The 13,956-nt window shown below is 72.7% G+C and carries 13 protein-coding genes; 8 read left to right on the forward strand and 5 right to left on the reverse strand.

Annotated features, from left to right (window positions below; genetic code table 11):
- Positions 1-461 precede the first annotated feature (461 nt).
- A complete protein-coding gene (locus tag BX283_RS19835) occupies positions 462-935 on the forward strand; it encodes a flavin reductase family protein (RefSeq protein ID WP_373979602.1) in 474 nt (157 codons plus the stop codon).
- Positions 936-1,174: 239 nt separating this feature from the next.
- Here the strand turns inward: BX283_RS19835 and arfB are convergent, their stop codons facing one another.
- On the reverse strand, positions 1,175-1,609 hold the full coding sequence (arfB, locus tag BX283_RS19840) for an alternative ribosome rescue aminoacyl-tRNA hydrolase ArfB (protein ID WP_101388905.1): 435 nt from the start codon (positions 1,607-1,609) through the stop codon (positions 1,175-1,177).
- Between the two features lie 181 nt (positions 1,610-1,790).
- Between arfB and BX283_RS19845 the strand changes: the two genes are divergently transcribed.
- On the forward strand, positions 1,791-2,366 hold the full coding sequence (locus tag BX283_RS19845; protein ID WP_101388906.1) for a TerD family protein: 576 nt from the start codon (positions 1,791-1,793) through the stop codon (positions 2,364-2,366).
- Between the two features lie 377 nt (positions 2,367-2,743).
- On the forward strand, positions 2,744-4,249 hold the full coding sequence (locus BX283_RS19850) for a M4 family metallopeptidase (RefSeq protein WP_101392469.1): 1,506 nt from the start codon (positions 2,744-2,746) through the stop codon (positions 4,247-4,249).
- Positions 4,250-4,271: 22 nt separating this feature from the next.
- Here BX283_RS19850 and BX283_RS19855 read toward each other — a convergent pair whose 3' ends face one another.
- Positions 4,272-5,663: a M1 family metallopeptidase gene (locus tag BX283_RS19855; RefSeq protein WP_101388907.1), complete on the reverse strand. Its 1,392-nt coding sequence runs from the start codon at positions 5,661-5,663 to the stop codon at positions 4,272-4,274.
- Between the two features lie 160 nt (positions 5,664-5,823).
- Positions 5,824-6,399 carry a heme-binding protein gene (locus BX283_RS19860; RefSeq protein WP_101388908.1) on the reverse strand — a complete coding sequence of 192 codons (576 nt, stop codon included), beginning with the start codon at positions 6,397-6,399 and terminating at the stop codon, positions 5,824-5,826.
- Between the two features lie 267 nt (positions 6,400-6,666).
- Between BX283_RS19860 and BX283_RS19865 the strand changes: the two genes are divergently transcribed.
- From BX283_RS19865 to BX283_RS19875, 3 genes are all read left to right on the forward strand, one after another.
- Positions 6,667-7,806 (forward strand): sensor histidine kinase, encoded by a 1,140-nt coding sequence (locus BX283_RS19865; RefSeq protein WP_257584340.1) that lies wholly within the window; start codon positions 6,667-6,669, stop codon positions 7,804-7,806.
- 24 nt (positions 7,807-7,830) lie between these two features.
- Entirely contained in the window at positions 7,831-8,445 is a 615-nt protein-coding gene (locus BX283_RS19870; RefSeq protein WP_101388910.1) for a response regulator transcription factor, read from the forward strand.
- A gap of 339 nt (positions 8,446-8,784) precedes the next feature.
- Positions 8,785-9,288, forward strand: a complete 504-nt coding sequence (locus BX283_RS19875) for a hypothetical protein (protein ID WP_101388911.1) — start codon at positions 8,785-8,787, stop codon at positions 9,286-9,288.
- Positions 9,289-9,316: 28 nt separating this feature from the next.
- Here the strand turns inward: BX283_RS19875 and BX283_RS19880 are convergent, their stop codons facing one another.
- Entirely contained in the window at positions 9,317-9,997 is a 681-nt protein-coding gene (locus tag BX283_RS19880) for a pentapeptide repeat-containing protein (RefSeq protein ID WP_101388912.1), read from the reverse strand.
- A 111-nt stretch (positions 9,998-10,108) separates the two neighbouring features.
- Between BX283_RS19880 and BX283_RS19885 the strand changes: the two genes are divergently transcribed.
- Both BX283_RS19885 and BX283_RS19890 read left to right on the forward strand, forming a co-directional pair.
- Complete coding sequence (locus BX283_RS19885) at positions 10,109-11,269, forward strand: NAD(P)-binding protein (protein WP_101388913.1); 1,161 nt, start codon at positions 10,109-10,111, stop codon at positions 11,267-11,269.
- Positions 11,270-11,387: 118 nt separating this feature from the next.
- Positions 11,388-12,395 (forward strand): zinc-binding dehydrogenase, encoded by a 1,008-nt coding sequence (locus BX283_RS19890; RefSeq protein ID WP_101388914.1) that lies wholly within the window; start codon positions 11,388-11,390, stop codon positions 12,393-12,395.
- A 56-nt stretch (positions 12,396-12,451) separates the two neighbouring features.
- On the opposite strand, the gene BX283_RS19895 is transcribed toward BX283_RS19890, so the two are convergent.
- A complete protein-coding gene (locus BX283_RS19895; RefSeq protein WP_101388915.1) occupies positions 12,452-13,849 on the reverse strand; it encodes an FAD-binding oxidoreductase in 1,398 nt (465 codons plus the stop codon).
- Positions 13,850-13,956: the final 107 nt, after the last annotated feature.

A 13,956-nucleotide genomic window follows, 5' to 3' on the forward strand; every position in this document is an offset into this window, starting at 1 on the left:
TCGGCGCGCTTCTTCTCCGGCTTCCGGCCCGGCTTCCGACTTCCCTGTGGGCGCTTTTCGTGCAGCGTCCCCGTCACTGAATCACAGCGAGCTGCCCACTCGGTACACAGGGTCAACAATTACTGCGCTCTGTGACTCAAGTCACACGGGGTGATGACAGGCGGCCCCCAGGGGGTGGGAGCGCTCCGCGAAATTCCGGAATGCAAACAGGCATTAATGCCGGTTTTTGGGGGCGGGGTGGGGGTGTGGCGGGGGCTTCTGGGGCGGCGGAGTTTGCACCGCACGCGGTGTGCTCGTGCCTGGTCCTAGGACTCTTCTGGTCCCAGGGCACGATGTGCGGCGTTGACCCGGAGACTAGCGTTCTGTACGTGTTGCAGACAGACGTTCTCCGTGCTCTTCCCACCCTGCCGTCGCACAGCCCCCATGCTGAGGGGGTGAGCAATGACGAATTCCGCGCCGCGATGTCCCGGCTGGCGGGCGGGGTGGTGCTGGTGACCGCCCACGACGAGGACGCGGGCCCGCGCGGTGAGGACGTCGGTATGACGGCCACGGCGTTCCTGTCCGTGTCCATCGATCCGCCGCTTGTCCTGGTGAGCGTACGGAACGGCTCCCGCATGGACGACCTGCTCGCCGAGCAGCCCCTGTGGGCGGTCTCGGTCCTCTCCGAGAGCCAGCGCCACGTGGCGGGCCGCTTCGCGATGAAGGGCCGCATCAGCGACCGTCTGCTCTTCGAGGACATCCCCTACAAGAGGGGCCCCCTGAGCGGCGCGCCTCTGGTGGGCGGCGCGCTCTCGACTCTGGAGTGCCGTACGGAGCAGCGGGTGGAGGCCGGTGACCACACGCTGGTGATCGCACGGGTGCTGGGGGTGGAGCTGCCGAGTGCGGAGGGGGGGCCGCTGTCGTATTTCCGGGGGCGCTACCGGCAGCTGGGCTGACCCCTTCTCCCGGGGCTGCGCCCCGGCCCCCGTTCGCCTGCGGACCGTGGGTGGCTGGTCGCGCAGTTCCCCGCGCCCCTAAGAATGCCGCTCCGCGACAATCCCCTGGGCGCCCCGAAGGGGCGCATCTAAGGGGCGCGGGGAACTGCGCGAGCAGTTGGGGACGGCCCGCAGGTCTACGCGAAGCGCAAAAGGGGGTCTGGGGCGAAGGCACCAGGAGCCCGGACCACCTCACCCCACTACCAGTCGCGCCCCGCGCGACCCCGCTTCGTCTCCGCCCGCGCCTTCTTCTCCCGCAGCCGCCGCTCATTGATCCCGCGAGGGATCTTCGTCGCGCGCCGCGGCTTCGGCGGCGGTGCCGTCGCCTCCGCGAGCAGCGCGGTCAGGCGGACCGCCGCCGTCTCCCGGTTGCGCCACTGCGACCGGTGCTCCGAGGCCCGTACCGTCACGACCCCGCCCACCAGCCGCGAGGCCAGCCGCTCCAGCGCCCGTGCCTTCCAGACCTCCGGCAGCGCCTCCGTGCGCGCCAGGTCGAAGCGGAGCTCCACCTGCGAGTCGCTGGTGTTGACGTGCTGCCCGCCGGGCCCGGAGGACCGCGAGAAACGCCACATGAGCTCGGCCTCCGGGAGGGAGACGGAGCCGCGGATGAAGTAAGGCCCGGACATGCGCTCCATGGTCCCCTGCGTACGGGGCGCCGTCACCCTCTTTTGCGTACACCCGTCCGCGCACCTGCTCGACGCCCGGGCAAAGAAAGTAAAGCCAACTGGAACCCACCCTCCCCTGCCGACGTTATGAGGGGTGACGGTAGCTTCGGGAACGGCCGTAGCCCGCACATCACGATGAAGGGGACATCCCATGGCTGTAAGCCTGTCCAAGGGCGGCAACGTCTCGCTCACCAAGGAGGCCCCGGGCCTGACCGCCGTCACGGTGGGCCTCGGCTGGGACGTCCGCACGACCACCGGCACCGACTTCGACCTCGACGCCTCCGCGATCGCGGTCAACCCGGCGGGCAAGGTCTACTCGGACGCCCACTTCGTCTTCTTCAACAACAAGTCGACCCCGGACCAGACCATCGTCCACACCGGTGACAACGTCACGGGCCAGGGCGAGGGCGACGACGAGCAGATCAATGTCAACCTGGCCGGCCTCCCCGCCGACGTCGACAAGATCGTCTTCCCGGTCTCCATCTACGACGCGGAGAACCGCTCGCAGAACTTCGGCCAGGTGCGGAACGCGTTCATCCGCATCATCAACCAGGCCGGCGGCGCCGAGATCGCCCGCTACGACCTGAGCGAGGACGCCGCCACCGAGACCGCGATGGTCTTCGGCGAGCTGTACCGCAACGGCGCGGAGTGGAAGTTCCGCGCGGTCGGCCAGGGGTACGCCTCGGGCCTGGTCGGCATCGCCCAGGACTTCGGCGTCAACGTCTGAGTCCCGGCACCCGCCCACACCTCCCGAAGCCCCCGGCGCACCCCGCGCCGGGGGCTTCGGCGTGCCCGCGCACCCACGGCCCGGTTCGCGCCAACCCGCCCTCCCCGCACGGCGATCCGTGTCGCTTACCGGACACGCGACACCCCCTGACGGACACTTTCCGGTCAAATACTTGTCGGCGGCCTGTCAAAAAGTAGTCATCTGCTGGCACGCTCACCCCACGCACCACTCGCAGATGCGCCCCACGTACCTGCACGGGCACCAGCCACTCGCACCACCCCCCACCGCGCACCCCCACCGCGCAACGGATCGAGTGAAGGAGAACCCCCCAAGTGAGAACTTCCCTGCGTGCCGCCGCTCTTGCCGCCACCGCCGCCATGGTCGTCGTCGGCGTCCAGTCGGGCACCAGTGCCGGGGCCGCCGACCGCGAGGCGGGCGCGAGCGCCCGCGTGCTCGGTGTGGCCGAGCGCGCCGGCGCCATCCAGGAGGCCCAGGCCGCCGCCCCCGCCGCCGCCCGCCAGATCGGGCTCGGCGCCAAGGAGGCGCTCGTCGTACGCGATGTCGTCAAGGACGTGGACGGCACCGTCCACACGCGGTACGAGCGCACGTACGACGGTCTGCCCGTCCTCGGCGGCGACCTCGTCGTCCACGCCAAGAAGGACGGCAGCCTGAAGGGCGTCAGCAAGAGCACCGAGGCCCGGATATCCGTCGCCACCTCCGGCGTCTCGCTCAAGGCCGCGCCCGCCCACGCCCGCAAGGTCGTCTGGGCCGCGAGCGGCACGCCCGTCCTCGCGTACGAGGCGGTCGTCAAGGGGACCCAGCACGACGGCACCCCCAGCGAGCGCCACATCATCACCGACGCCGCGACCGGGGCCGAGCTCTACTCGTACGAGGCCATCGACACCGGGACGGGCACCAGCGAGTACTCGGGCAAGGTCACCCTCGGGACGTCCAAGTCCGGCTCCACGTACAGCCTCACGGACGCCGGCCGCGGCGGGCACAAGACGTACGACCTCAAGCACGGCTCCTCCGGCACCGGCACGCTCTTCACCAAGGCCACCGACGTCTGGGGCGACGGCACCCCGCAGAACCGCGAGACCGCCGGCGTCGACGCGCACTACGGCGCCGCCGTGACCTGGGACTTCTACAAGGCCGAGCTGAACCGCAACGGCATCGCGGGCAACGGCAAGGCCGCGTACTCCCGCGTCCACTACGGCAACGCGTACGTCAACGCGTTCTGGGACGACAGCTGCTTCTGCATGACGTACGGCGACGGCGCGAACAACCTCAAGCCGCTCACCGCCCTCGACGTCGCGGGCCACGAGATGAGCCACGGCCTCACCGCCGCCACCGCCAAGCTGAACTACAGCAAGGAGTCCGGCGGCCTCAACGAGGGCACCAGCGACATCTTCGGCACGTCGGTGGAGTTCTTCGCCAACAACGCCAGCGACCCCGGTGACTACCTCATCGGCGAGAAGATCGACATCCGCGGCAACGGCACCCCGCTGCGGTACATGGACAAGCCGAGCAAGGACGGCCAGTCGGCCGACTACTGGTCGAGCACGGTCGGCAACAAGGACGTGCACTACTCGTCCGGCGTCGCCAACCACTTCTTCTACCTGCTGTCCGAGGGCAGCGGCGCGAAGGTGATCAACGGCGTCAGCTACAACTCCCCGACGTCCGACGGCTCCAAGGTCACCGGCATCGGGCGGACCAAGGCCTACAAGATCTGGTACAAGGCCCTGTCCACGTACATGACGTCGACGACCAACTACGCGAAGGCGCGCACCACGACCCTGCAGGCCGCGGCCGACCTGTACGGGGCGAGCAGCACCGAGTACAAGACGGTGGCGGCGGCCTGGACCGCCGTCAACGTGAAGTAACCGGCCACCATCGGGCAGGGCTCTACGGGGACTTGGGCTTGCCGTCCCCGTAGAGCCAGGTGTCCCACAGATCCGTCAGGTCCTCGCCGGACTCCTCCTCCACGAACCGGGTGAAGTCCTCGGTGGAGGCGTTCGCGTGCCGGTACCGCTTCGTCCAGCCCTGGACGATGTCGTAGAACGCGTCGTCCCCGACGGCCCGGCGGATCTTGTGGATCACCATCGCACCGCGCTGGTAGACCGGATCGTGCGAGATCTCGGCGGCCGACGGCGGCTCAGCGGGCGGGAACGCCCAGAGCCCGGCGTCGGCCCCCTTCGCGTACTGCTCGTCGAAGTGCGCCTGCGTCGACCTGCCGCCGTGGTCCTCGCTCCACAGCCACTCCGCGTACGTCGCGAACCCCTCGTTGAGCCACATGTCCTTCCAGCGCTTCGGCGTGACCGAGTCCCCGAACCACTGGTGGGCGAGCTCGTGGACGAGGGTCTCGGTGTCGAACTGGTCGGCGGGGATCACCGGGCGGTTCTGGGTCTCCAGGGCGTACTCGGCGGAGCCCTCGGGGGCGACGATCACGCCGGTGGAGGAGAAGGGGTAGGGCCCGAAGTTCTCCTTGGCCCACTCCACGATCTCCGGGAGCTGCGCCACGACACCGGCGGTCTCCTTCCTCGCCGCAGGATCAACTGCCGTATAAACAGGGATTCCTGACGGTGTTTTTGACGGCTCGACGTCGTACTTCCCGATCGCCACCGTCGCCGCGTAGCTCGCCATCGGCTCACCGGTGTGCCAGGTGAAGGTGGTGCGCCCGCCCGCCGTGACCGTCGACTTCAGCTCCCCGTTGGAGACCGCCTTCAGCCCGGCGGGCACGGTGATCCTCATGTCGTACGTGGCCTTGTCACTGGGGTGGTTGTTGGAGGGGAACCACGCCATCGACCCGGCGGGCTCGCCGAGCGCGAGCGCGCCGTCGGCGGTCCGCAGCCAGCCCTCGTGCGAGTCGTCCTGGTCGGTGAGGGTCTTGGGAGTCCCCGAGTAGGCCACGGTCGTACGGAACCGGGCGCCCTTGTCGATCTCGTCCGCCGGGCGCAGGGTCAGCTCGGTGCCCGCCCGGTTGGCGTCCGCGCGCTCGCCCCCGACCGTCGCGGAGGTCACTTCCATCCCCGCGAAATCGAGGTTGAAGGCGCTCAGGTCGCGGGTGGCGCGGGCGTCGAGGGTGACGCTGCCGGTGAGGTGGTCGCGGGCCGGGTCGTAGTCGAGGGCGACGCTGTAGTGCTCGACGTCGTAGCCCCCGTTGCCCAGCTTGGGAAAGAGCCCGTCCCGCACCCCCGCCGCCCCCGGCTTGCCCTCCACGCCGCCGGTGCAGCCGCCGAGGGCCAGTAGGACGGCCGAGGGGAGGACGAGCCGGCGTATCGCGCTGCGGTGATCCACAAGGCGATCCTACGGGCGCGGGGCGCGGCGGGCGCGGGGCGCGGCGGGCTCGGGGCGCGGCGGGCTCGGGGCGCGGCGGGCTCGGGGCGCGGCGGGCTCGGGGCCGCCGGGGCGCGGCCGGAAACGGCCGCCCCGGGGCCGCCGCACCCGGGTCCGGGCGCTACTTGGCCAGCGCCGCCACGCCCGCCTGGGCGAACTTCTCGTCGAGGTCGCCGCTCGGCGCCCCGGCGACGCCGATGCCCGCGATCGGGGCGCCCTGGGCCTGCACCGGCGCGCCGCCCGCGAGGAAGAGGGTGCCGGGGATGTCCTTGAGGTTCGGCGCCTGGGCGAGGCGGCCGGCGAGCACGGACGTGGTGGCGTTCCAGGAGACGGCCGTGAACGCCTTGCGCTCGGCCGACTCGTACGACTGCGGGCCCGCGCCGTCGCCGCGCAGGGTCACCACGGTGTTGCCGTTGCGGTCGACGACGGCGACCGAGACGCGCTGGTTCTCCTTGCGGGCCGCGTCCAGGGCGGCGGTGGCGGCCTTGGTCGCGGCGGCCACGGTGAGGTGGGTGGAGGTCGTGAGGTCGCGGCCGGCGGCGTCCGCCTGCTGGGCGGCGGGCTTGGCGGCCGGGGCGGCCGCGCTGGCGCTCACCGCGCCGAAGGTGCCGGCGGCGAGGGCGGCCGCGGCGACGGCGCCGATGACGATCTTCTTGGTGCGGCGGGTGGCCGGGGTGCGGTGCGTGTTCGTGTCCATGACTCGATCGTGGCCCCGGCCGCGCCCCCGCACGGTCGGCGCACCGGCTGCTCCCCGCGCCCGGACCGGTGGACCCGCCCGTCATCCGATCGGCTGATGCGGGGGTGGCCGGACCGGGTGAGGATGAGTACGGAGACGTACGTACGCGCAGGTCAGGAGCGGGTTGTGGAGGCGGACGAGGCGGGGGCGGAGCGGAACGCCGGGCGGCGTGCGGCGGGACTCCCTGCCGGGCGGCCCGCCGCCGACGAACGGTGGCTGCCCGTCGTGATGCACGCCGCCTTCTTCCTGCTGCTCGGCGCCTCGCTCACGCGGTTCCTGATCCGCCACCCCGGCGACGGCCGCACCCCGTGGATCGTGGCGCTCTCGGCCGCCCTGGCTCTGCTGTACGTCCTCGGCCCCGCCCTGGGATCACGGCCGACGCCCCGGCGGCTCGGCTGGCTCGGGGTGGTGGTGGCGGTGTGGATGGTGCTCGTGGTGCTCGCGCCGAGCTTCGCGTGGTGCGCGGTGCCGCTGTTCTACACCGGGCTGCGGACGCTGCCGACACGGGCCGCGCTGGTGCTGGTGGCCCTGCTGACCGCGTTCGTGGTGGCCGCGCAGCTGATGCTGGCCGAAGGGGTCGATCCGAACCTGGTGGTCGCCCCGCCCGCCGTCGCGGCCGTCGCCACCGCCGTCTTCGTCCATATGCAGCGCCAGGCGGACCGGCAGCGCCACCTCATCGACGACCTGATCCGCACCCGGCGCGAACTGGCCGCCACCGAGCGGCGCGAGGGCACGCTCGCCGAGCGCCAGCGCCTCTCCATGGAGATCCACGACACGCTCGCCCAGGGCCTGTCCAGCCAGCAGATGCTGCTCCAGGCGTCGGAGCGGGTGTGGGAGTCCGACCCGGCGGCGGCCCGCCGCCACGTCCGTACGGCCGAGTCGATCGCCGAGCGCAACCTCGCCGAGGCCCGCCGCTTCGTCCACGACCTCGCCCCCGCCGAGCTCGCGGCGGGCGGCAGCCTGCCCCAGGCCCTGCGGGCGCTGGCGGCCCGGGCGGCCGCGGAGTCGTCCCTGGATGTACGGCTGCACGTCGACGGGGTGCCCGTCGCCCTCCCCGACCGGGTCGAGTCGACGCTGCTGCGGATCGCGCAGGGGGCGCTCGCGAACGTACGCGAGCACGCCGGGGCGCGTACGGCCGCGCTCACCCTCACCTATCTGGGCGACCAGATCGTGCTGGACGTCGCGGACGACGGGCGCGGGTTCACGGGCGCGGGCGCGGAGTCCCGGGACGGCCGGGGCCACGGGCTGCCCGCGATGCGGGCGCGGCTGCGGCAGCTCGGGGGCACGCTGACCGTGGAGTCGGCGCCAGGGGAAGGCGCGGTGCTGTCCGCGGCGATTCCACTGGATCCGCTGGAGGGTGTGCGATGAGGGGTGTCCGATGAAGGGTGTCCGATGAAGGTGCTGTTGTGCGACGACCACGCGGTCGTACGGGCCGGACTGCTCGCGCTGCTCGGCAGCGAGCCCGACATCGAGGTGGTCGGGGAGGCGGGCACCGGCGAGGAGGCGGTCGCGGCGGCGGCCAAGCTGCGCCCCGACGTCGTCCTGATGGACCTCCAGCTCGGCCCGGGCATCGACGGGGTCGAGGCGACACGGCGGATCGCGGCGACGGGGGTGCGGGTGCTCGTCCTGACCACGTACGACACGGACGCGGACATCACACGGGCGATCGCGGCCGGGGCGACGGGCTACCTGCTGAAGGCGGAGCGCCCGGAGGAGCTGTTCGCGGCGATCCGCGCGGCCGCCCAGGGCCGCACCGCCCTTTCACCCCCCGTGGCGAGCCGGGTCATGGAACGCATGCGGGGCACCGGCCGCCCCTCCCTCACCGACCGCGAGCTGGACATCCTGGCGCAGCTGTCCCGGGGCCTGGGCAACCGCGAGATCGCGCGGGCGCTGTTCATCAGCGAGGCGACGGTGAAGACGCATCTGGGCAGGATCTACGAGAAGTTGGGGGTGGAGACGCGGGCCGGGGCCGTGGCGGAGGGGAAGGAACGGCGGCTGCTGCCGTGAGGGCGGCCCCCACCCCGCCCCTTCCCTGAACCCTCCCGGGGTGGGTGGCCGGCTGAGGCGGTCTCCCGGGGGCTACGCCCCGGACCCCTTGGGCGGGGCCTGCGGCCCCCGTACCCCGCTTCCTTCGTCTGCGGGCCGGTGGGTGGCCGGTCACGCAGTTCCCCGCGCCCCTCAGATGCCGCTCCGCGGCAATCCCCTGGGCGCCCCGCAGGGGCGCGCTTCCAGGGGCGCGGGGAACTGCGCGAGCAACCCACCACCGGGCCGCAGGCAAAAGGGGACCGGGGCGCGGCCCGGGGGCTCGGGGCGAGGGGGACGGCCCCCTCGTGGGACCATCGGAGCGTGCTCGACATCGGCTACTCCCTCTCCAACCGCTTCCCCGACCCCCCGCAGACCGACTACCGCCGGGCGGACGTACACGCGCTGCGCCACGACCTCTTCTGCGGAGACGTCTACCTCGCCGACACCAAGGCGGACCGCGAGGTGTCCACAGCCTGGGGATGGGTGCCGGTGCTCGACTTCGCGTGGGCGCTCTGCGACACCGTGGAGGCGCTCGACCGCGACCCGCGCGGCAGCCGCTCCTCCCGGAGCCAGTACGCCGAGATCGACTTCACCGAGTCCACCGACCGCATGCTCTTCGAGCGCCGCTTCGGCTGGGTGGACGTCGAGGCCGACTGGATGCCCGGCGACGAGCCGCCGCTCACCTTCAGCCACCGGCTCCTGCGCCGCGAGGCCCGCGACTTCCTGCACGACGTGATCGCCGACCTCAGCGACATGCACGACGACCTCGCCGAGAACCCCGTCATCTGGACGCTCCAGTCCCGCTTCCCCCGCATCACGGACTAGGGCCCGGGGAAGCGGGACGGGACGGCCCTCACGCCACCACCCGTACCCCCACCTGCGCCGCGAACGCCGGCGCCAGGTCCACCAGCTGGGACGGCGTGATCACCGCCCCCGCCAGGCGGTCCACGCCCCGGGCGATGTCCAGGAGCGCCGCGCCCCGCAGGTCCACGTCCTTCATACGGGCCCCCGTGAAGTCCGCGCCCCGCAGCTCGCAGCCCGCGAACGCCACCCGGTCCAGGCGGGCCGACGCGAAGTCCGGCTCGGCCAGGACGCAGTTCTCGAAGACCACGTCCCGTAGCTCCGTATCGCGCAGATTGAGGTAGTCGATCTTGCCGCCGCGGATCAGGACCCGCTCCAGGACCGCCCCGTGGAGCTGGACGCCGCCCATGCGCACATCGTGGATCTCCACGTCGCGCAGAGACGCGCGCGACAGGTCCGTCCCCACGCCCCGTACGCCCGAGAGCACCGTGTCGATGAAACGGGCGCCGGGCAGCCGGGTCTCGTCCAGCGCGCAGCCGTACACCCCGCAGTCCATGAAGCGGGCGCCGGTGCCCTCCTGGCCCGACAGGTCCAGGTTCCGGAACTCCAGGCCGTCGTAGTCGCCCTCCGGTTCCAGTTCCGCCGGACCGTGCGGGGCCAGCGGGGGCAGCCGCACCTCAGGACGCCGCACCGCCGTCACTTCCCTGGTCACTTCCCTCGCCCTCTTCGCCATGACTCCATGCTGGACCACGCCACTGACAACCGCCCCACCCCTACCTGTCACATTCCACCCTGCTCACACCGTCTCTAGAGATGAGTGCCCGCACAGCGACAGGAGAGCAGCATGGACCGGATCACCGTCATCGGCGGCGGCCTCGCCGGGCTCACCGCGGCCATCACCGCAGCCGAGTCCGGCGCCCGGGTGAACCTGTACGAGTCGCACCACACGCTGGGCGGACGCGCGCGTACCGCGGAGGGTCCGTACCTGACCAACGACGGTCCGCATGTGCTCTACAACGGGGGCCCGCACTGGGCCTGGCTCAAACGCCGCGGCCTGCTCGGGCAGGTCGCCTCCGTGGCGCCGCTCGAAGCGGCGAGGTTCCGCTTCAGCTGGGACGGCTCGCTGCGCCACACTCCGCCTCTGGCGCTGCTCAAGCTGGCCCGGCAGAGTCCGGAAACCGCCCCGGTGGACCGCGACTTCGCCTCCTGGGCCGCCGGAGTCGTCGGCTCCAAGGCGGCCCGCGCCGCCGCCAACTACGCCGCTGTGGCGCTCTTCCACCACGACCCGGGCTCGCTCTCCGCCGCCTTCGTCCAGGAGCGGCTGCACCGCGCCACCGCACTGCCGCCCGAGGCCCGCTATCCGGTGGGCGGTTGGGGCGCCGTCGTCGACCGGATGGCGACGCGCGCGTGGGAGCTGGGGGTGCATGTGGAGACCACCGCGCGCGTGGACGCGCTCCCCGAGGACCACGGCCCCGTCGTCGTCGCCACCTCCCTCGACGCCGCCCGGCGGCTGCTCGGCGACGACTCGCTGCACTGGACCAGTGGCCGCACGGCCCTGCTCGACCTGGGGCTCAGTACGCGCAGGGGCGACCCGTTCGTCGTCTCCGACCTGGAGCACCCGGGCTGGATCGAGCGGTTCACCGCCGCCCACCGCACCCTCGCCCCGGCCGGACACCAGCTGCTCCAGGCGCAGTTCCCCATCGCCCCGCACGAGTCGAAGGCCGACGGCGTCGCGCGCGGGGAGCGGCTGCTCGACGCCTCGTTCGCGGGCTGGCGCCAGCGGGTCGCCTGGCGCCGGGACGCGCTGGCGGCGGGGCGTACCGGGGCGGTGGACCTGCCCGGCACCACCTGGCGCGACCGCCCGGCGATCGACCGCGGTGACGGGGTGTTCCTCGCGGGCGACCAGGTGGCCGCGCCGGGCATGCTCTCGGAGGTCGCGTTCGCGAGCGGGATCGAGGCGGCGTCACTGGCGGTACGGAGCCTGAGACTGACCCGGGCCTCCTGACGGGGCCTGCCGGGGCTCGACTGGGCTTGACTGGGCTCGACTGGGCTTGACCTCAAGGGAACTTGAGGTCGGAGGCTGACGGCAAGCATCCGCCCCGCCCCCGTCAGGAGCCCCAGCCATGCACGCCATCCGCCTCCACACCTTCGGCCCCGCCGAGAACCTCGCGTACGAGAAGACCGAGGACCCCGTGCCCGGCCCCGGCCAGGTGCGGATCGCCGTCGCCGCGGCCGGGGTGCACCTGCTCGACACGGCCCTGCGCGAGGGCCGGCCGGGCCCCTTCCCGGCCCCGCCCGTCCTGCCGACGATCCCCGGCCGCGAGGTCGCGGGCACGGTCGACGCGCTGGGCGAGGGCACGGACCCCGGCTGGCTCGGCAAGCGGGTGGTGACCCACCTGGGCATGGCCCCCGGAGGCTACGCCGAACTGGCGGTGGCGGACGCGGCCCGCCTCCACGAGATCCCGCCGAACCTCGACCCCGCCGAAGCGGTCGCGATGATCGGCACGGGCCGTACGACGATGGGCATCCTCCAGTTCACCGACCTCGGCCCCGACTCGGTGGCCATCGTCCCGGCCGCCGCGGGCGGCATCGGCACGCTGCTGGTGCAGTACGTGAAGAACACCGGCGGCACGGTCGTCGGCCTCGCCGGCGGCCCCGCCAAGACCGCCCGCGTCCGCGAGAACGGCGCGGACCTGGCCGTCGACTACCTGCGCCCCGACTGGCCCGACACCGTAAGGGAGTTCCTCGGCGCCGACCGCCGCGCCACGGTCGTCTTCGACTCGGTGGGCGGCACCACCGGCCGCACCGCGGTCGACTTCCTCGCCCCCGGCGGCCGGCACCTCGTCTTCGGCTGGTCGGGGGCGGGCCCGCACGACGGCGAACCGCTGACGTTCACGCAGGAGTACCTGACCGAGCACGCCCTCACGTCCCAGAACGTCCTGGGCCCGGCGATGCTGTCCCGCGCCGAGGGCCCGGACCCCCTGCGCACCCTGGAGACCCGCGCCCTGGAGAAGGCCGCGACGGGCCGCCTGCGCCCGGCGGTCCAGCGCTTCCCGCTCGCGGAGGCGGCCGCGGCGCATCGGGCGCTGGAGGGGCGGGGGACGGTGGGGAAGGTGGTGTTGGTGCCGTGAGGTTTCCTGAGGTGCCTGAGGGCCCCTGAGGCCCTTCAGAGGTGGTGATCGCCCCCTCAATGCCTCCCGGAAATCCGGTCCGCCACCACAGCGATCCGGTCCGTCGTCGCCGTATGCGACGACAGCTCGCGGCGGTCCGCCCCCCGGTACGCCGCGTACATCCCCCGCACCCCCAGCCAGCGGAAAGGTTCCGGCTCCCAGCGGCGGACCTTGTGGTTGACCCAGGGCAGGGCGGTCAGTTCGGTGGGGCCGGACTGGCCGGAGTCCTGTTGGACCAGGTCGCGCAGGGTGCGGGCGGCGAGGTTGGCGGTGGCCACGCCGGAGCCGACGTAGCCGCCCGCCCAGCCGAGGCCCGTCGAGCGGTCCAGGGTGACCGTGGCGCACCAGTCGCGCGGCACCCCGAGCACCCCCGACCAGGCGTGCGTGACCGCGACCCCGGCGAGCTGGGGGAAGAAGCGGATCAGGATCTCGCGCAGGGCCTCGATGGTCTCCGGCTGCGTACGGCCGTCGTTGTCGGTGCGGGAGCCGAAGCGGTACGGCACGCCGCGCCCGCCGAGCGCGATCCGGCCGTCGGCGGTGCGCTGCGCGTACATGTACGCGTGCGCCATGTCACCCAGCGTCTCGCGGCCCTCCCAGCCGATCGTCTCCCACAGGTCGGCGGGCAGCGGCTCGGTGGCGATCATCGACGAGTTCATCGGCAGCCAGGCGCGGCGCTGGCCCTTCAGGGACGCGGTGAACCCCTCGGTGCAGCGCAGGACGTACGGGGCGCGGACGGTCCCGTACGGGGTGACCGCGTGCTTGGGGCGGATCTCCGTCACCGGGGTCGACTCGTGGACGGTCACGCCCAGCGCCTCCACCGCCGCCGCCAGGCCCTTGACCAGCTTGACGGGGTGGATGCGGGCGCCGTGCGGGGTCCAGGCGGAGCCGACGGCCCCGGCGACCCGCACCCGCTCGGCCGTCTCGCGGGCCCCGAGCAGCAGCCGGTCCTGCTCGCCGAACGCGAGCTCGGCGGCGTGGAACGCCTTGAGGCGGGCCAACTGGGCGGGGGTGTAGGCCACTTCGAGCACCCCGCCCTGATGGACGTCGGCGTCGATCGACTCCTGCGCCGCCGCCCGCACGACCTCCTCGACCGTCTCGTTCATCGCCCGCTGGAGGCGTACGGCGGCCTCGTGGCCGTGCAGCTTCGCGTACCGGTCGCGGCCCGCGATGCCGTTGTAGAGCCAGCCGCCGTTGCGGCCGGAGGCGCCGTAGCCGCAGAAGCGGGCCTCCAGGACGGTGATGTTGAGGAAGGGGACGGCCTTCTTGAGGTAGTACGCCGTCCACAGCCCCGTGTAGCCGCCGCCCACGATGACGACGTCGGCCGTCGCGTCGCCGGTCAGGGGCTCGCGGGGGGCGGGGATGCCGTCCTGCGCGTACCAGAAGGAGATGCCGCCGTTGATCGTCCGCGTGCTCATGGGGCTTGTTGGTACACCGCCGGGTGGGACCTGTCCAGATGCGGAATCCGCAGGTACGGAATCCGAAGGCGCGGAAAAGGGGTCGCGCGGGACCTTCGGCCCTGCGG

It is taken from the genome of Streptomyces sp. TLI_146, from assembly GCF_002846415.1.
Classification (GTDB): Bacteria; Actinomycetota; Actinomycetes; order Streptomycetales; family Streptomycetaceae; genus Streptomyces.